The organism is Actinoplanes sp. NPDC051411, assembly GCF_040682075.1.
Lineage (GTDB): Bacteria > Actinomycetota > Actinomycetes > Mycobacteriales > Micromonosporaceae > Actinoplanes.
The window spans coordinates 18319-35536 of sequence record NZ_JBFBAD010000101.1 but is presented as its reverse complement, the minus strand read 5'-3'; the positions used below and the strand labels follow the sequence as shown (position 1 = coordinate 35536).

The 17218-nt window shown below is 68.3% G+C and carries 19 protein-coding genes and 2 pseudogenes; 11 read left to right on the top strand and 10 right to left on the bottom strand.

What is annotated here, in order from left to right:
• Nucleotides 1-95: 95 nt before the first annotated feature.
• Entirely contained in the window at nucleotides 96-278 is a 183-nt protein-coding gene (locus AB0M88_RS38990; protein ID WP_364110870.1) for a hypothetical protein, read from the bottom strand.
• Between AB0M88_RS38990 and AB0M88_RS38985 the strand changes: the two are divergent.
• Together AB0M88_RS38985 and AB0M88_RS38980 are read left to right on the top strand one after the other, a co-directional pair.
• Nucleotides 202-444: pseudogene (locus tag AB0M88_RS38985) on the top strand (hypothetical protein); the annotation flags it as partial. The gene AB0M88_RS38990 and the pseudogene AB0M88_RS38985 overlap by 77 nt on opposite strands.
• Nucleotides 445-547: 103 nt before the next feature.
• Nucleotides 548-718, top strand: coding sequence for a hypothetical protein (locus AB0M88_RS38980; protein ID WP_364110873.1), 171 nt, complete (start codon nucleotides 548-550; stop codon nucleotides 716-718).
• A gap of 195 nt (nucleotides 719-913) precedes the next feature.
• Here the strand turns inward: AB0M88_RS38980 and AB0M88_RS38975 are convergent, their stop codons facing one another.
• From AB0M88_RS38975 to AB0M88_RS38965, 3 genes are read right to left on the bottom strand one after another with little or no spacing between them, the layout of a single operon-like run.
• Nucleotides 914-1933 carry an alcohol dehydrogenase catalytic domain-containing protein gene (locus AB0M88_RS38975; protein ID WP_364110869.1) on the bottom strand — a complete coding sequence of 340 codons (1020 nt, stop codon included), beginning with the start codon at nucleotides 1931-1933 and terminating at the stop codon, nucleotides 914-916.
• Nucleotides 1934-1976: 43 nt separating this feature from the next.
• Nucleotides 1977-2624 (bottom strand): carboxymuconolactone decarboxylase family protein, encoded by a 648-nt coding sequence (locus AB0M88_RS38970; RefSeq protein WP_364110868.1) that lies wholly within the window; start codon nucleotides 2622-2624, stop codon nucleotides 1977-1979.
• Nucleotides 2625-2668: 44 nt separating this feature from the next.
• Nucleotides 2669-3076 (bottom strand): cupin domain-containing protein, encoded by a 408-nt coding sequence (locus tag AB0M88_RS38965; RefSeq protein ID WP_364110867.1) that lies wholly within the window; start codon nucleotides 3074-3076, stop codon nucleotides 2669-2671.
• A gap of 182 nt (nucleotides 3077-3258) precedes the next feature.
• Between AB0M88_RS38965 and AB0M88_RS38960 the strand changes: the two genes are divergently transcribed.
• Complete coding sequence (locus AB0M88_RS38960; RefSeq protein ID WP_364110866.1) at nucleotides 3259-3843, top strand: SDR family oxidoreductase; 585 nt, start codon at nucleotides 3259-3261, stop codon at nucleotides 3841-3843.
• A 123-nt stretch (nucleotides 3844-3966) separates the two neighbouring features.
• Here the strand turns inward: AB0M88_RS38960 and AB0M88_RS38955 are convergent, their stop codons facing one another.
• The gene (locus AB0M88_RS38955; protein WP_364110865.1) at nucleotides 3967-4638 is read right to left on the bottom strand and encodes an SDR family NAD(P)-dependent oxidoreductase; all 672 of its coding nucleotides are present in this window, start codon (nucleotides 4636-4638) and stop codon (nucleotides 3967-3969) included.
• A gap of 51 nt (nucleotides 4639-4689) precedes the next feature.
• Nucleotides 4690-5577 (bottom strand): helix-turn-helix transcriptional regulator, encoded by an 888-nt coding sequence (locus AB0M88_RS38950; RefSeq protein WP_364110864.1) that lies wholly within the window; start codon nucleotides 5575-5577, stop codon nucleotides 4690-4692.
• A gap of 240 nt (nucleotides 5578-5817) precedes the next feature.
• Between AB0M88_RS38950 and AB0M88_RS38945 the strand changes: the two genes are divergently transcribed.
• The 8 genes and pseudogenes from AB0M88_RS38945 (at nucleotide 5818) to AB0M88_RS38910 (ending at nucleotide 12045) form a co-directional block, all read left to right on the top strand.
• A complete protein-coding gene (locus AB0M88_RS38945) occupies nucleotides 5818-6849 on the top strand; it encodes an MFS transporter (RefSeq protein ID WP_364110863.1) in 1032 nt (343 codons plus the stop codon).
• A 334-nt stretch (nucleotides 6850-7183) separates the two neighbouring features.
• Nucleotides 7184-8431: a multidrug effflux MFS transporter gene (locus AB0M88_RS38940; RefSeq protein ID WP_364110862.1), complete on the top strand. Its 1248-nt coding sequence runs from the start codon at nucleotides 7184-7186 to the stop codon at nucleotides 8429-8431.
• Nucleotides 8431-8925, top strand: a pseudogene (locus tag AB0M88_RS38935) (alcohol dehydrogenase catalytic domain-containing protein); the annotation flags it as partial. The gene AB0M88_RS38940 and the pseudogene AB0M88_RS38935, both read left to right, overlap by 1 nt.
• A gap of 137 nt (nucleotides 8926-9062) precedes the next feature.
• Entirely contained in the window at nucleotides 9063-9701 is a 639-nt protein-coding gene (locus AB0M88_RS38930; protein WP_364110861.1) for a zinc-binding dehydrogenase, read from the top strand.
• A gap of 228 nt (nucleotides 9702-9929) precedes the next feature.
• On the top strand, nucleotides 9930-10388 hold the full coding sequence (locus AB0M88_RS38925) for an SDR family NAD(P)-dependent oxidoreductase (RefSeq protein WP_364110860.1): 459 nt from the start codon (nucleotides 9930-9932) through the stop codon (nucleotides 10386-10388).
• The gene (locus AB0M88_RS38920; RefSeq protein WP_364110859.1) at nucleotides 10385-10708 is read left to right on the top strand and encodes an SDR family oxidoreductase; all 324 of its coding nucleotides are present in this window, start codon (nucleotides 10385-10387) and stop codon (nucleotides 10706-10708) included. The genes AB0M88_RS38925 and AB0M88_RS38920 overlap by 4 nt, the downstream gene beginning before the upstream one ends.
• A gap of 62 nt (nucleotides 10709-10770) precedes the next feature.
• Entirely contained in the window at nucleotides 10771-11259 is a 489-nt protein-coding gene (locus AB0M88_RS38915) for a hypothetical protein (protein ID WP_364110858.1), read from the top strand.
• Nucleotides 11260-11382: 123 nt separating this feature from the next.
• Nucleotides 11383-12045, top strand: coding sequence for a recombinase family protein (locus AB0M88_RS38910; RefSeq protein ID WP_364110857.1), 663 nt, complete (start codon nucleotides 11383-11385; stop codon nucleotides 12043-12045).
• Between the two features lie 74 nt (nucleotides 12046-12119).
• On the opposite strand, the gene AB0M88_RS38905 is transcribed toward AB0M88_RS38910, so the two are convergent.
• From AB0M88_RS38905 to AB0M88_RS38890, 4 genes are all read right to left on the bottom strand, one after another.
• Nucleotides 12120-13157 (bottom strand): site-specific integrase, encoded by a 1038-nt coding sequence (locus AB0M88_RS38905; RefSeq protein WP_364110856.1) that lies wholly within the window; start codon nucleotides 13155-13157, stop codon nucleotides 12120-12122.
• Nucleotides 13147-13635, bottom strand: coding sequence for a hypothetical protein (locus AB0M88_RS38900; RefSeq protein ID WP_364110855.1), 489 nt, complete (start codon nucleotides 13633-13635; stop codon nucleotides 13147-13149). Before AB0M88_RS38900 ends, AB0M88_RS38905 begins: the two co-directional genes overlap by 11 nt.
• 287 nt (nucleotides 13636-13922) lie before the next feature.
• On the bottom strand, nucleotides 13923-14969 hold the full coding sequence (locus AB0M88_RS38895) for a DUF3732 domain-containing protein (protein ID WP_364110854.1): 1047 nt from the start codon (nucleotides 14967-14969) through the stop codon (nucleotides 13923-13925).
• Between the two features lie 1296 nt (nucleotides 14970-16265).
• Nucleotides 16266-17018, bottom strand: coding sequence for a hypothetical protein (locus AB0M88_RS38890; RefSeq protein WP_364110853.1), 753 nt, complete (start codon nucleotides 17016-17018; stop codon nucleotides 16266-16268).
• Nucleotides 17019-17218: the final 200 nt, after the last annotated feature.

Sequence of the window (17218 nt, the reverse complement as noted above, 5' to 3'; positions counted from 1 at the left end):
GACAGCCACATACGCCCCGCGCCCCCCCGCCGGGGGGCCGCGTCGCACCCCCCCCCCCCCCCCCCGCCCGCCCCCCCCCCGCCGCGGTTCTTCATCTACGGTCGGTCGCCGGAGGCGTCGGAGGATGCGGTAGCCGCGGCCCAGCTGGCCAGCAGCCGCAGCGCGTCGGAGGCGGGGGCGCCGGATTCGGCGGTGTAGGCGGTGAGCGGGAGGCCGGGGTCGGCGGGAATCGGCAGGGCCTCGAAGCCGAGGTCGAGGCGTCCGACCGACGCGATCATCAAGGTGTCGGCCCCGTGCGCGTGCGGCTCCGACCTGTGGCCCAACCGTGGCACTCAGAAGCAGGAGGGTGCACCCCGATGGGTCACGAGTCGTGGGCATCGTCGAACAGGTCGGCAGCGAGGTACCGCGATCAAGCCGGGGCAGTTCGTGGTCGGCTCGTTCATGGCCTCCGACAACACGTGCGAGATCCGCCAGGTCGGATACCAGAGCCGCTGCATCCACGTCGAGCCCGGTCGGCACGGGCGGCGCCCAGGCCGAATACCTGCGGGTGCCGTGGGCCGACGGCACCCTGGTGGCGACCCCGTCGCTGCCGGACGAGGACCTGATCCCGTCGCTGCTGGCGGCCGCCGACGTGCTGGGCACCGGCTGGTTCGGGCGGATCGCTTCACCGACCTCACGTTCGTTGCCGTACGCGGCCGCGGTGCCGATGTGCCGGTAGCCGACTCCAACGCCGTCTGCACGGTGGTGACGGTCTGCTCGGGCGGGTCTGATAGACGCCGAAGCCCAGTGAGGGCAGCACGACACCGTTGTTGAGAGTGACGGTTGTGGTCATTGCTTTTACGTTCCTTCGCTACGCGGGCACGCGCGACGCCCCGACATGGTGCCCGTTGCGGGTCCGTCGTGTTCGCTGTGGTCAGAGTGCGATGAGGACCTTGAGGGCCTCGCGGTCGTCCATGGCCTGGTAGGCGGCGGGCACCTCGTCGAGTGAGACGCTGCGGTCGAAGACTTTGCCGGGGTTGACGGTGCCGTTGAGGATGCCGGGCATCAGCTCGTCGATGTAGGCGCGTACGGGGGCCGGGCCGCCGTTGAGGGTGATGTTGCGGCCGAACAGGCTGGCGAAGCCGACCGGTGCCTCGTCGTACTGCGGGACGCCGACGCGGCTGATGACCCCGCCGGCGCGGACGATGCCGACGGCCTGGTCGTACGCGGGCCGGTGCCCGACGGCTTCCAGGACTTTCAGGGCTCCGCCGTCGGTGAGGTCGCGGACTGTGGTGATGCCTTCCTCGCCGCGCTCGGCTACGACGTCGGTGGCGCCGAATTCCAGGCCCAGATCGGTACGGGCCTTGTGGCGTCCCATCAGGATGATGCGCTCGGCGCCCAGTTGCTTGGCCGAGAGTACGGCGAGCAGACCGACCGCGCCGTCGCCGATGACCGCGACGGTGTCCCCGGCGGTGACGTTGGCGCGTTTGGCGGCGTGGTAGCCGGTGCCGTAGACGTCGGCGAGGGTCAGCAGCGAGGGCAGTAGCTCCGAGTCGGTGCCGACGGGCAGCTTGACGAGGGTGCCGTCGGCGAGGGGGACGCGGATCAGTTCGGCCTGGGCGGCACTGAAGAAGCCGACGTGGACGCAGGCGGTCTGCACGCCGGCGCGGCAGAATTCGCAGGTGTTGTCCTGGTAGGAAAACGATGCGACGACCAGGTCACCGACCTTGACGCCGGCCACGTCGGAGCCGGCCCCCTCGACGATGCCGAGGAACTCGTGACCCATCTGCATCCCCTGCTCCTGGGCGGGCAGGTCGTGGAACGGGTGCAGGTCACTACCACAGACACAGGCGCGCACGACGCGCACGATCGCGTCGGTCGGCTTCTGGATGGTGGGGTCGGGAAGGGTCTCGACGCGGACGTCACCGGCGGCGTACATGAGGGTGGCACGCATGGGTTTTGATCTCCTGTTGCTGAAAGGCGGAAGCGGTGGAATGTCAGGCGGCCTTGTTGGCCAGCACCTCGTCGACGATGGCGCCGGCGCGGTCGGCCTGCTGTTGTCCGACGCGGGCTCGCAATGTCGAGATCAGTCCTCGCAGGTTCGCCTCGCTCACTCCGGTGTTGAGGGCGATACCGACGTGGGACTGCAGCTGGGACTCGACGCCGTCGAGGGTGGCCAGTGCTGCGACGGTGGCGATTTCCCGGCTCTGCCAGTCGAGGTTGTCGCGGGTGAAGATGTCGCCGAACAGGTGCGTTTTGAGGAACTGGTCGATGGCCGGCGCGAAATCGAACAGGGCGCCGGTCACCGGGGCGCCGGCGAGCTTGGTCTGGTTCTCGGTGCCGACCTGCAGGATGTTCGTGCCGGTAGGCAGCGGGGTGGGCTGTATGCCGGCCGGGTCGCTGATGCCGTCCGCGCGGCGCTGCTCGAGCAGGGCCATGAACGTGCCGAGGCCGTTGAGGCTGCGAGGGAAGCCCGCGTAGGCGTACATCTGGACCAGGACTTCGGTGATCTCGCTGATGGTCAGTCCGGCGTCGAGGCCGTCGGTGAGGGCCTGACGCAGCTGTGACAGTTGCCCCGCGGCGGTGAATGCCGCGATGGTCGCCGTCGCCTGCAGGCGCGGGTCCAACTCGAATTCGTCAGCCATTGTCCTCCTCCTTGCGTGGATAGTGCGATCCGGCGGGGCGGCGGTCAGCTCTTGTTGGCCTGCTCGTACTGCTCGTCGGTGACCGGCTCGAGCCAGGTGGTGGGGTCGCTGCCGTCCGGCTTGTTCTCCAGCAGCGCGAAGTGGCTCATGAACGTGTCGGCGGCGGCGCCGTGCCAGTGCTGCTCGTCGGGCGGGCAGATGACCGTCTCGCCGGCGTGGATGCGCAGGACTGAGCCGTCCCGGGTGCCGACCAGGCCGACGCCCTCGTGGACGTGCAGGGTCTGGCCGACCGCGTGGAAGTGCCAGTTCGAGCGGGCGCCGGGCGTGAACCGCACGAGGGCGGCAGTCATCCGCGACGGGCCGGTCCCGTTGTAGATGGGGGTCATGTAGACGTCGCCGGTGAACCACGAAGCGGGCGTCTTGACAGTCTGACGGACGGGCTGAAGTTCCATGATGTGCTCCTCGGTGCGAACTACCGCAGGGTCGCGCGAACGTTGTTGACCAGCGACGACGTTCACCGGTCCGGGTCTCACGCTCTATGGAACACGCTCGGGCGTACCGGTGGGAGGGCCTGTCGATGCATGTACTGACAGGGCCTCCTTGGCCGGGCATCCACGGCCGTAGCGTGGCTGTCATGGACACCCAGGACGACGTTCGCCAGTTCCTGGCCTCCCGGCGTGCCAGGCTTACCCCCGACAAGGCCGGGTTACCGTCCTTCGGCGGCACTCGCCGCGTTCCCGGGCTGCGCCGCGCTGAGGTGGCCCTGCTGGCCGGGATCACCTGCGACTACTACTCGCGCCTTGAGCGCGGCATGATGTTCCAGAGCCAGTCCTTCGTACGTGCCCTACGCGCTCAGCAGCGAGCCGGCACGATCGTTAACCTGGCTTCCATCGGCGGGTACAAGCCGAACATCGACTTCGAGACCTACGACGCCTCCAAGGGCGGTGTCGTCATGCTCACGAAATCACTCGCACTCAACCTCGCCAAGTTCAACATCCGCGTGAACGGCATCGCCCCCGGACTGATCCGTACCCCCGGCGTCGACGCCATGGACGACTCGTCAACCGAGAACGTCAAACAGATCACCAGCCACATCGCGATGCGCCGGCTCGGCGAACCCGACGACATCGCGAAGGTCGCATTCTTCCTCGCCAGTGACGCCGCAAGCTACATGACCGGCAGCATCGTCGTCGTCGACGGAGGCACCCTCATCGACTGACAGAGCGGCCGCTAAACGCAACGACCTGCGCGACCGGTGACCGGGGGACGGGGACGCGGAGGTCGGGGGTCTTGGCGAAGCGGTCGGCGCGCCCGGTCATCGGCCGGTAGTCGACAGGCGGAATCAGGTGGTAGGCGGCATCTCGTCGGCGAAGACCCGGAACTCAGCGGGATGTGTGTGCAGGTGCCAAAGCCGGCCGGCAAGGATGTCCGGATCATGCGTGGGATGTCTGGGTTGGATCGCGCCGGGGATGATCAGCTGCCCGACCTGGATGCTCTCGAATTCGAGGGTGTCGTGCAGCATCCGGGCGTAGGCGGCCTCGCCGGCGAAGGCGATGGAGGTGCCGGCGACTTTCGGGTTGGGGCGTGCGCCGGAGCCGCCGTTGACGAACAGGATCGATCCCCGGCCGAGGGCCCGCATGCCAGGCAGCACATGTCCGACCGCGGTGACCGGACCGTAAACGGAGAACTCGATGGCGGCGGCCAGGTCGTCCATGGTGGTTTCCAGGACCGGGCGCAGGAATTCCGTCTGCGGCAGCGGGCTGTATTCGAGGACTTCGATCGAACCGAGGTCCTGCGCGGCCCGGTCCAGGGCGGCGGTCAGGGACTTCGGGTCGCGGACGTCAGCGGCATACCCGCGAGCGTTGACACCGTTGCCGGTCAGGTCTGCGGCGAGTTCGTCGACGTGTTGCTGGTTGCGCGAGATAAGGGCAACAGCGAAGCCCTCGGCCCCGAACGTGCGGGCGACGGCGGCGCCCAGACCTCGGCCGGCGCCGATGATGGCGATCGTGGTCATGGTGCTCCTTCAAACTGGGCGCGGCTGCCATGCGGTCGCGGGCATCGCAGGTCAGCGGGTGGTGAGCCGCCCGTCGGCGGTGTCGGTCTGGTTGGAGGCCGCCCAGGAGGCGAGCAGTCGCAGGGCGTCTTCGGTGGGGGAGGCGGGCTGCGCCGCGTACAGGGTCATGGTCAGGTCGGGTTCGGCCCGCAGATCCATGCTTTCGTAGGCGAGTTCGAGGTCGCCGACGACGTGGTGGTGGAAGGTTTTGACGCCGGTGCCGTGGGTGCGCACGTTGTGGGCGCTCCAGCGGCGGCGGAAGTCGTCGCTGCGGGTGGACAGTTCACCGACGAGGTCGTGCAGGCCTTTGTCGTGGGGGTCTTTACCGGCGGCGGTGCGCAGGTTCGCGACGGTCATGTCGGCGGCGACGTCGAAGTTGGGGTAGAAGCGGCGGGCGGCGCTGTCGAGGAAGGTGAACCGGCCGAAGTTCGGTGGCCGGGTGGGGTCGGCGTAGACGTCGCTGTACATGGCGCGGCCGAGGTGATTGGCGGCGAGCAGGTCCTGGCGGTTGTTGACGACGATGGCCGGGCCGGCGGTGATGGCGTCCAGCGACCATTGCAGGCTGGGCCGCACCTGCCACTGCTTGGGCCGGCGGTGCGGGCGCAGGACGGCGTTGCTGCCGTCGGCCTCGTGGGCGAGGCGCATCAGGTGGGCGCGTTCGGCGTCGTCGAGCCGCAGGGTGCGGGCGATCGCGTCCAGGACGCCGGGGGAGACCCCGGCGAGGGTGCCGCGTTCGAGTTTGGCGTAATACTCGACGCTCATCCCGGCCAGGGCGGCGACCTCGCTGCGGCGCAGCCCGGGCACCCGGCGCTGCCCGGAGACGGGCAGACCGGCCTGTTCCGGGCTGATCTTCGCGCGGCGCGTGGTGAGGAACTCGCGGACCTCGGCTCGATTGTCCATGCCCTCGACGGTACGACGACCCCGGTCGTCCTGCGATGCCCTGCCAGTACACCCATCGTCAGGGACTTCCTCGGCGCCCGGCGAGTGCGTTTGCTCGTTCAGCGTGCATCTCCCTGCACCGTGCCGGCGATCGACGTCTGTCGTGCGCGGTTAGCATCCATCACTCGGAAGGGACCGGCCACGTCCACCGCCATCGCTTCTCACACCGCGGCGCGTCGGCTGTCGCGTACCGCCGGGTTCGTGGTCGCGTCCGCCTCGTTCGTGCTGATCTTCGTCTCCGCGGGTACGCCGATACCGCTGTACAACCTCTACCGAGCCCACGACGGGCTGACGAACGCGGATCTGTCCGTGGTCACCGCGGTCTACCTGGCGGCGGCCGCCGTCTCGCTGCTCGTCTTCGGCCGGCTGTCGGACCATCTCGGGCGCCTGGTCGGTGCCGGCGCGCTGACCAGTTCGGCGCTCGGGCTGGTCATACTGCTCGGCGTCGACGGGCTCGCCCCGCTCGCTACCGGCCGGGCCCTGCAAGGCCTGGCCACCGGACTGGCCTCCAGCGCGCTGGGCGCGTTCGTCGTCGACTCCGCACCCGAACACCCGCGCTGGCTACCGGCAGCAGTGACCAGCGCCGCCCCGATGCTCGGCATCCCGCTGGGTGCATTGCTGTCCGGCGCGCTCGTGGACCAGGCGCCGGCACCCCGGCATCTGACCTACTCCTTGGTGCTCGCTCTGTTGCTGGCCGCGGTAGTTCTGATCGTGCTGAGCCCGGAAACCGTCACCCGCACCACTCTGCGGCAAGCGGCCGGCTCGCTACGTCCCAGGGTGCACGTCCCGGCCGGTGCCGGCCGCCCGCTGCTGACCATGGCCGGGCTGATCCTGGCCACCTGGTCACTCGGCGGTTTCTACCAGGCCTTCGGACCCTCCATCGCCCTGCAACAACTCCATTCCCCGGCGTCGCTGACAGCCGGCGCGGTGTTCGGCTCGTTCACCGTGCTCGCCCTGCTCGGTGGCCCGCTGACCGCACGGCTGCGCCCGGACCGCGCCATGCGCCTCGGTGCCCTCGCCTACGCGTTGTGTGTAGGCGGAATCCTGGTCACCCTGGGCGCGGCGGCGATCGGGCCGTTCCTGGCCGTGAGCCTGCTCGCGGGGGTCACGCTGGGCGTCGCCCAGACCGGCGGCATGCGTAGCCTGCTCGCCGGCACCGGTCCGGCCGACCGCGCCGGTCTGCTGGCGACAGTGTTCCTCTCAACTACAGCAGCGCCGGCATCCCGAGCCTGATCGCCGGTCGCCTCACCACCACGTTCAGCCTGGTGCAGATCGCCGCCGGCTACGCCGTCTTCGTCCTCATCGGCGTCCTCATCGTTCTGCTCCTGGCCCGACCCGCACCGTCGCAGCCTCATGCTGCGGAGCCCACCGCACAGCAACCGCAATGACATCCACCTCAAGGAGCGGCTCCGCGAGGCCGGGTAGTGCGGCGCCGAGCGAACGTCGCACCGGCCTGGGACTACAGGCCGCCTCGGGAGGTCCGCCCATCCGCGCCTGAAGGATGTACTGCTGGTGCATCCATCGTCGGTGACTTCCTGACGGCCCCGGATGAGGGTGTGCTTGTCGGGTGCCTCTCTTGACGTCCAACCCCGCGCTGCCCGTCGCCCGCCGCCGGGTCGCGCTGACTTCCGGGCTGATCGCCACGGTGGTCTTTCTGACCGCGATCGCGCCGCTGGCGACCGACATGTATGTGCCGGCGTTCCCGCGGGTCGCCGGTGATCTGTCCGCGTCGGCGACGCAGGTGCAGCTGACCCTGACCACGTTCTTCGTCGGCATGGCCCTGGGGCAGTTGATCGGCGGGCCGGTGTCGGATCAACGCGGCCGGCGCCGGCCGTTGCTCGCCGCGCTGGTGCTGATGACGGTCGCCTCGATCGTGTGTGCTCTCACCCCGTCGATCGGGGTGATGATGGTGGCGCGGCTGGTGCAGGGCTTCACCGGCGGTTGGGCGATGGTGATCGGCCGGGCGATCATCGTGGACCTCGCCACCGGTGACCGCCTCGTACGGGTGCTGAACGTCATCGCCGGGGTCGGCGGGGTCGCCCCGATCGCCGGGCCGCTGCTCGGCGCGGTCATCTTGCAGTTGTCGCATTGGCGGGTGTCGTTCTGGACCGTCGCGGCCATGGGCGTGGCGATGCTGATCGCGGTGCTGGTCGCCGTGCCGGAGTCCCTGCCCCCGGACAAACGGCACAGCGGCGGTCTGCGGGCCTTCGCAGTCGCCGGGCGCCAGGTGCTGGCCAACCGCCGCTACGTCGGCTACCTGCTGGTCACCGGCTCGGCCATGGCGGCGTTGTTCGCCTACGTCGCCACGTCGGCGTTCGTGCTGCAGTCGATGAACGGGATGTCACCGATCGCCTATTCGGCCGACTTCGCGGCCAACGCGGCCGGCATGACCGTGGCCGCGCTGGTCGCCGCCCGGCTGGCGGGCCGGGTCGCCACCCGCAAGGTCATCCTCGTCGGTCAGGTGGCCGCGCTCGCGGCCGGTGTCGTGATGCTGGCCGGCGCGTGGTGGTTTGGCACGCCGCTGCTGCTCGCCGTCGGCTGTTTCTTCGTGCTGATGACCGCCCAAGGGCTGATGATCGCCAACGGCGGCGCACTGGCGTCGGCCGAGGTGCCGGAGCACCCCGGCACCGGGTCGGCGGTCCTCGGGTTCGTCCAGTGGGTCGCCGCCGGGACCATCGCCCCGATCGCCGGGCTGGGCGGTGAACACACCGCGGTGCCGATGGCGCTGATCATGGTCGGCGGTGCCGTCCTGTCCATGGTCGGGCTGCTCATGCTGGCCCGGGGCGCAACGACGCCGCAGAACATTCTGAGCTGATGGCCGGTCCGGCGGCCTGCTGCGCGACACGGGCTACCGATTCGTGCCGTCGGCGTCCCGCGTGGGATCTGGCCGGTTCTAAACCTGGTTGCCGTGCTCTGCCGGTACACCTATCAGCAGAAACTTCCCCGCGCGACACCGACGCGGTGTGCTGGAGGTACAGAAACACGATCGCGAGGAGATTCGTCATGCGTGGTGTTGTCATGCACGGCCCGGGCGATGTCCGTGTCGAGGACCGTCCGGACCCGCGGATCGAACAGCCCACCGACGGGATCATCAAGGTGTCGGCGGCCTGCGCGTGCGGCTCCGACCTGTGGCCGTACCGGGGCATCGAAAAGCTGGACGGGGCGACGCCGATGGGTCACGAGTACGTCGGCATCGTCCAGGAAGTCGGCAGCGAGGTCCGCACCCTCAAGCCGGGTCAGTCCGTCGTCGGCTCGTTCTGGGCCTCCGACAACACGTGCGAGATCTGCCGGGCCGGCTACCAGTCCGGCTGTATCCACCGGGTCCTGATGGGTACCGTCGGCACCCAGGCGCAGTACGCGCGGATCCCCCTCGCCGACGGCACCTTGGTCGCCACCCCGAGGTACCACCCGCCGATCTCATCGCCGGCTACCTGGCCGCCTCTGATGTGCTGGGCACCGGCTGGTTCGCCGCGGTCGCCGCCGAGGCCGGACCGGGCAAGACCGTCGCGGTCGTCGGTGACGGCGCCGTCGGCCTGCTCGCGGTCCTGGCCGCCAAGCAGCTGGGCGCCGAGCGGATCATCGCGATGAGCCGCCACGAGTCGCGGCAGAAGCTGGCCCTCGAGTTCGGTGCCACCGACATCGTCACCGAGCGCGGCGACGAGGGCATCGAGCGGATCAAGGAGCTGACCGGCGGGCTGGGCGCACACTCGGTCGTCGAGGCCGTCGGCACCCAGCAGTCGATGATGCAGGCCATCAACTCGGCCCGCCACGGTGGGCACGTCGGCTTCGTGGGCGTCACCCACGACGTGGCCCTTCCTGGCATGGAGCTGTTCGGCGCCCTGGTGCACCTGCACGGCGGTCCCGCCCCGGTACGCCGGTTCCTGCCCGACCTGATGGAGCTGATCGGCGACCGCACCATCGACCCGGGCCGGGTCTTCGACCTCGACCTGCCCCTCGACCGAGCCGCCGAGGGCTATCAGGCCATGGATGAGCGCCGCGCCGTCAAGGCCCTGTTGCGCCCGCAGCCGATTCGCCGCCTTGGGTCACTACCCGTCCGCCAAGAAGGGACCGGGACGTGCGTGTGACCCCGGTATGAAGTGATGTTCGCTGCGGCCATCGCGTTGATGTCACTTCCATGGATCCCCCCAATGTCCGCAGGTCCGCCGCATACCGACTCCGCCATCGTGATCGTCATCGAGCGGCCGGCTCCCGTGAATTCCCTCTGCCCGGCAGTGTGACGGGACCGATGCCAGCGAGCGGCGATCAACCCCAGCAGCTGGAGCAGACCTCCACTACGGAGAGGACGACGCACCATGACCGACACGAGGACCGAACAGTTCTCCGGCCGGGTTGCTTTCATCACCGGCGCGGGCAGCGGTATCGGCCGCGCCACGGCGCTGGCCTTCGCCGCGCAGGGCGCCGCTGTCACGGCGTCCGACAAATCGGAGAAGGACCTGTACGAGACCGCCCGGTTGATCGAGGACCAGGGCGGGCAGGCGCTGCCGGTGCTGTGCGACGTGACCCGCAGCGACGACGTCGCAGCCGCGGTGGCAGCAGCGGTGCGGCAGTTCGGCCGGCTGGACTTCGCGTTCAACAACGCCGGCGTCGAACAGCCCGTCGCGCCGCTGCACGAGATCAGCGACCAGGACTGGAACCGCATCCTCGACATCAACCTGCGCGGCGTCTTCTACGGCATGAAGCACGAGGTCCCGGCCATGCTCGCGACCGGCTGCGGCGGCGCGATCGGAACACCTCCTCCGGTGCGGGCGTGATCGGCATCGCCGGGCAGAGCGCCTACGCCGCGTCCAAGCACGCGGTCATCGGGCTCACCAAAGCCGCCGCCCTGGACTACGCGGCCGCCGGGGTGCGGGTCAACGCGGTCTGCCCCGGCATCATCGAGACCCCGATGATGGACCGCTTCTCCGGCGGCACCGAGGCGGGCCGGCAGCGCGTGATCGGCCAGGAACCGGTCGGGCGGATGGGACGGCCCGAGGAGATCGCCTCCGCGGTGCTGTGGCTGTGCTCCGACCTGGGCGCGTTCACCGTCGGCCACGCGCTGGTCGTCGACGGCGGCCAGACCGTCGGGCTCTGACAGTCTCCTGCCGGTGACCCCAGCAGACCGGCGCGCTGAACGACCAGAATGCCGCGATCCCCATGATCGGCGCGTTCACCGCCGGCGGTGACGTGCCCCGGCTGACGACGGCGCTGAACCAGGGCCTGGACGCTGGTGTGACGGTGAACCAGGTCAAGGAGGTGTTGGTGCAGATGTACGCCTACGCCGGTTTTTCCCGCAGTCTCAACGGCATCGGCACGTTCATGACCGTGCTGGAGCAACGCGAGGACAAGGGCATCAAGGACGAGAGCGGTCCGGGGACGAGTCTGTTGCCCGACGGTACGGGCATCCTCGCGCTCGGCACCGCGAACCAGACTGAGTTGACCCGCGCCCCCGCCACCGGGCCCATGTTCGACTTCGCACCGGCGATCGATGAGTTCCTCAAGGCGCACCTGTTCGGTGACATCTTCAGCGGCGACAATCTCGACTGGCGCAGCCGGGAAGTGGCGACATCGCCGCGCTGGCCACGCTCAAGCGCACGGAGTCACACCTGCGGTCGCAATTCACCATCGGCCTCAACACCGGCCTGACCGATGCTCAACTACGGGGACTCGTCCAGGTGCTGCGTCACGAGGCCGGCTCTGCGCAGGCCGCCAACGCCGGGCGGACCTGGACGAGGTCATCCGCAACCACAGGCCCACCACGACGGCCCGTTGCACGGCGGGATCATCCCGGCGACTCAGTACGCGGCCGGCCCGCTCTCCCACCTGCTGGCCGCCCGCCGCCGTCAACCCGTCGACCTGCCGGGTCCGAATCCGTTCGCCGGGCTGGCCGAGCGATACCCGCGCGCGTGGGCGTGCCTGGACGCGCTGACCGACACCTTCGCCGACGGCGGCCGCGGCCCGCTACGACTGCCCGTGGCCCCGATACTGGATCTGCCGTCCGGCGACGAGGTGGTCACGGCGCCTTGTGCCGACGACGACGGCATCACTGTATTCAGCGCGATCGACCCCCGCTTCGACAAGGGCCTGGTGGACCTGTTGGAGAAGGCGGCGGAAGGTGACTTCCTGCTGTGCAGCTCGGCTCTGAGCCGGTACTCGCGTAACAGCGAGAAGCTGCACCGGATTCTGGAGTTCCTGCTCGCCCACGCGGCGACCGTCCTGACCACCAACTACCTGATCCGCCCGGCCGATGTCTGGGTACGCCGCGGGCCGCTCGTCAAGCCGGACAGCACCAAGCCGTACGCGGGCGTGCTCGACACCCGCGGCCTGGCCGGCACCCATCGGAACGTGGCCGATACCGTCGCACGGCAGCACGGCAGCACGGCAGCACGGCAGCACGGCAGCACGGCAGCACGGCAGCACGGCACGCACTGACGCACCCAGGCGGTGACATATTCGAGTTTGTCGTGGTGTTGCGTCAGCTTGAACACGCGACGCTGATCATGTCATTAGCCACGGAAGCCGAGTTCCTCGAGCGTCGTCGCGAGTGGATGCGGCTGCCCGGTGAGGGCGGCGAGTGCGGTGGCGACGGCTTGCAGGTCGGCTTTGATGTAGGTGGTGGTGGCTGGCCCGGTGTTGTCGGTATGCCCGGCGTAGGCGCGGGCGATGCCGTAGCTGAAGTTGCGTTCTACCCAGGTCAATGTGGTGTGTCGTAGCCAGTGGGTGGACACGTTCTGCGCGGCGACCCACGGCAGCCGCTGGCCGATCCGTTTCCACATCTGGTCGTAGCGGCGCGACGTCAGCCCGCTGCCGTTGCGGAAACGCAGCAGTTGATCTCCGGGCAGCGCCGCGCCGCGAGCAGCAGCGTGTTCCAACAGCCGGGCGGCCAGGTCCAGAGTGATCGGTTGCCAGCGAAGAGTTTCGCCTTTCTCCCGCAGCCGCACCAACCCCTGCCTGACGTCGAGGTCGATCAACCGCAACGCGAGAGCACCTCCACGACGGCACGCGGTCTCGGTATGCAAGCGCAGCAGCAACGCGTCGAGCACCACATCATTGCCGCTCGTGCGCGCCACCGTGTTGATGTCGGCGAGTTCCCGGGCGGTCAGCGCCCGGCGGTGGCTGGGCAGCCGGCGTGGTTTGCTGACCTGATGCGCCGGGCTCGCGCCGACGGCGATGAATCCGTCGGCAATTGCCCGGGTGAAGAACGCCCGCGCCGCGCTGATCACGTTTTCTCCCGCGTGCCGGCCGCCGCGGCCGTTGGCTCGTCGAAGTGCGCTCGCCGCGCAGTCACGTTGCAACGCTTCCACATCGGTGGCTGCGACCGTGTCGAGCGGCCAGTCGCCCCACGCCTGGACCATCCGGGCCCAGTAGGTGCCGTAGGTGCGGCACGACGACGGGCTCGCGGCCGCCTGAACTCGTGGCAGGTACTGCGCTACGGTCGGCATCGCCGGCACTTCGGCCGGTGCGGCCTGCAGGTCCTCGACGCTGACGCCGAGCTGGGCCAGTAAAGCGTGGGCTGCGGCGACGCGGCGGGGATCAACGGTCATCGCCGTGCTCCGCGGCGTAGAACTCGACCAGCAGACGGACCAGCAGCGCGTGGCTGTGCACGATCAGCAGGTCCCGATCGGCGACGGCGACCAGGACCACGGGTGCACCGCGGTCGAACCCGGCCAGCGACCGGGCCGCCGCGGGCACTGTGAGCTCACCCCGGCTGCCCACCTGCTGGCGGCCGGTCTCGGAACCGCCGAACACCACGGCCTCGCCGGCCACAGCGGCGTCAACACGATGACCGGGCAGCCAGGACAACACCCGTAACAGGTTCCGGGCCGAGAACCGGCCCGAAGCATCCAGCCGGGCCTGATCGAGCAACACCGATCCTGGCCCGACGTCCGTCGGCAACGCCAGTCTCGGCAGCATCGCGTCCACCAACGGCACCGCCGGCGATACGCGCCGGGTCGCCGGCGGCACCAACGCGCCGATCATCCGCTCGTGACGCCCCGCACCCGAGCCGGTCGACGAACTCACGCCGCTCATCGTCGGCACACCCCGGACGCTCGCACCCGGGAAACGCCAAAGGTCAGGCCATCAACCAATGGCCTGACGATTGATCTTCTTTTTGCGCATAGACGCTCATCGGGTCTACACCTGGCTCCGTGAAAACCCGCCAGATCGGTGATTTTCCACCGAAACTGGTGTCCGGAGGGGGATTGAACCCCTCCAGCTATCCGGTCGCTGACCTGGTAAAAGTATATCTGTCCGGATATGGGACCGTCAAATCTGTATCGGGTTGTGGCTGTTCGTGGCTCTGGCGCTCATCCCGTGCTCCCACCGGGAGCACCGGTGATCTTGTGCCAGCAGGGGTCATCGGTGGTGTCCCTCTCCCGCCGGCCTTCCCGGATCAGGGCAGTCAAGCCGCCCGGGCCAACCCCTGCGAGAGCCGGTTTCCCCCGTCGTCGAGACCCTGAGGGGCGGTCGCTAGAAGGGCCTGCCCGTACAGGATGCGGTTGCCGAAGGCGCTGTCGCGGCGACGTGTCCTGTCCATCGGCGTCACGTAGGACCGCCAGTGGGAGGAGTCGCCGAACCGCGGCGCGGTCGTCGTTGTCGCTGGGCACTCCGTCGCGTTGTTCCACTTCAGACGGGTAGTAGGCCTGGGTCGGTTGATCAAGCATGAGCAGATGCGGCACAGGTCGGTTCTGCCGCACGAAGAAGCGATGTAGTGCAAGGTGGGCGACCAAGTGGTAGCCGATCCAGTTTTCGGCGCTGCCGATACGAAACAATGGTGCTGGCCCAGCCTCGGTGTCGGTGACGACCGTGAGGCGACTGGGATCGAGCCGGACGTTGCGGCCGCGGTGTTCGAGGTGAAGCTGGTCGGCCCAGCGTGTCATGTCGTCCGCGATGGCCAGCAGGCGGGAGGTGAGTTGTTCGCGTTCTTCGTCCGGGTCGAGCTCGGCGGCAAGACGCTCGACTGCGCGTTCGGCGAGCTGCCGCCGAATCCGGAGGTCGGCGAGTTGGCCGTCATCGCCGGCTCGGCGAATTCGGTTGAGGTACAGGTCGATGCGACCTTTGGTGAAAGCCTGGGTTTCTGCGAGTCTTCGTGATCCATCGAGGGCGTTTTTAGCTGCACGTAAGCCGTCGATTGCACTCTCGGTGGTGCGAAGTTCTTGCCGGGCGGTGTCGGCGAGGCGGTCGAGTTCGGTGAGGGCCGCTATGCGCCGTGGGCGTGCCGTGTCGACTGCGCGGAGTTGGCTGCGCAGGTCGTCCAGTGTCTGTTGTAGTTCTGCGACCTCGGGGTCCGGCTCGGAGAGTTCGCTTCCGCACATCGGGCAGGATGCGTGATCGTGCTCGTCCTGGTTGGGCATCAGGTCGAGGCTTTGTAGTCTGCTGGCGCCGCCTAGCGCCGCGCTTCGGTATCCGTTTTCTCCTCGGGTCTGAGCGTCCAGCAAGGTTCGCTGCTGCGACAGTTCGCGGAGTCGTTGGCGAAGTGAGTCGCGGCGTTGTTCTAGGGGTCGACGTTGAGCGTCGCCTGGGTCAGTGGCTGGTGCTGCCTCCGGGATGGGTGTCGCGAGGAGGTCGGTGAGTGTCGCGATGGCGTCGTCGCGTGCGTCGATTTCGGGACTCGGGATCACACAATTGCCGGGCAACGACCCGGCCAATTCTCGATTCGACTAATGATGCGATTTGCGATATTCTTTGGATGGTTTTCATTGTTTTGAGGGCCAGCTAGGAACGGGGTTGGGATGGTGAAAAGTGGGACGATTCAGCCGTCGCGGCTAACGAAGCCGACGTGCCTGCGATGCGGTGCGGTGGACCAGCTCGCGCAGGTAGGAGCAGTCGTTCGTGACGGCAAGTCGAGCGCACTGGTACGCGGCGCAGCGATCGATCGCTACGGCTATGTCGTACCTGTTGACACCAGGGCACTTCAGACGACGGCTTTGGCAAGCGCGCTGGCTCCGCCGACGATACGTCGGCCAACGACAGGTCCGGCTGTTGCCGGTGGAATAGGAGCGCTGAGTGTGCTGTGGTGCTTACAGCTCGCGTTGGCGTCGCCCGGATCGGCGGGCGCGTGGTGCGGCGCTGCTCTGCTTGCTGTAGTGGCCGCTGGATTCGGCAGCTTGCCGCGAGCGCGTCGCGGCGAGCTCGATGCTGGTCGATCGTTGATTGCTCGTGCGCGTAGCCTTTGGCGGCTGTCCTGGTATTGCCACCGCTGCGGGGTAGTGAGCGTTCTGACGCCCAACGGGTCTGCAATCGTCGAAGCCAATTGTCTGGCTGAATCGTTGATCGCGCTGGCTCGGCGTACAGTCTGGACGTCACGAGCCGCTGACCGACCGACTTCTGCTGCTGAGACGGCGAAGTAAGGCATTTGCTGGCCCGGAGATGAACAATTTAGTGATTAGCCAGAAAGAGCCAGCATCCCGGTCACTGTCGATCGTAGTTCGGGCGCCGTTGCGCATTCCACGGGGGAGGGACCCGCAACGGCGCCCTCGCAAGCTGCAAGAGGTCTTAGGCAGCGTCTAGGTTGACGGCAAGCTGCAACATTGCCGCCACAGGCGGTAGTACTCGGGTAGAGGGTGGTTCGACCGACGGTGCCTTTCGCCGCAGGTAGGCCAGGATCGCCTCGCGGGTGGTGCGGACCCCGAATCTCGCCGAGCAATCGCTCAGCCCGCGCTGTCGGCGACCTGGTCAGCTGGCGGTGCTTGCACGTCGACCGACTCACCGAAACCCGAGTAGACGATGTCGATTGGGTACGTGCCGCCTTTGGCACGCGGCACGTCGAGATGGAAGCGGGTCAGACGATGCTGGCCGTCGACTTCGGCCGCGAAGTTCACCTGGGCGCTCGTCGGAGCGCTTGGACCAGAGCTCGAGGCGGACGAGTCAAGGAATCCGGACAGCGATGCCGCGGTGATCGACCCGCTGTAGTGTCCCTTGCCCGTGCGCTGGACGGCCGTAGCGTGACGGAGTGGGTCTGCGATCTTAGCGCCGTTGAGGCCATCCGCTAGATTGCCGCCGGAGGCTTTGGCATCGATTCGTCGCCAAGGCTTGGCACTGGTACCCGGCAAGGCCGGCGTGTTGGTCTTGAGATAGATATCGCTCCCGATGAGGCGCCACTCCTGAACAGAGCGTCGACCGTCGACGTCGGTGGTGGCGGTAAAGGCGCCCCGTTTATGAGCCGGGTCCATGGCGCCGGTGAGCCGCGCGTCCGTACCGTCGATCTTCACAGTCATGGTCATCGCGAACGTCTGCTCCGCTAACGTACTAGTTGCCGTGGCGAGTTCGCTTGCTGGCGTCGTGGTGGCGGTCTTTGAGGTCTGGTCGGGGCTAGTGGTGGATGTACCCGTGCAGGCGCTCAAACCGATGGTGGCGACTGCGAGAGCTGCCAGAGCGCTGGCGGGAGTGGCGCGTCGGTTCATGAGTCGGACTCTCCGTTGACGAGAACAGGGCTTGTCTCTGTGGCGGACATTTGCTGACCGACGCTTCAGACCGCTGTGTCTGGAGCGTGACTACGTCGCTCGGCCGTAACAGGTCCGGCCTGCGTCGGTCGGACGACTATGGCGGCGGCGATTCGCACGTCGGCGAGAACAAGAAGGATGAACAGGGCATGGCCTGTTCA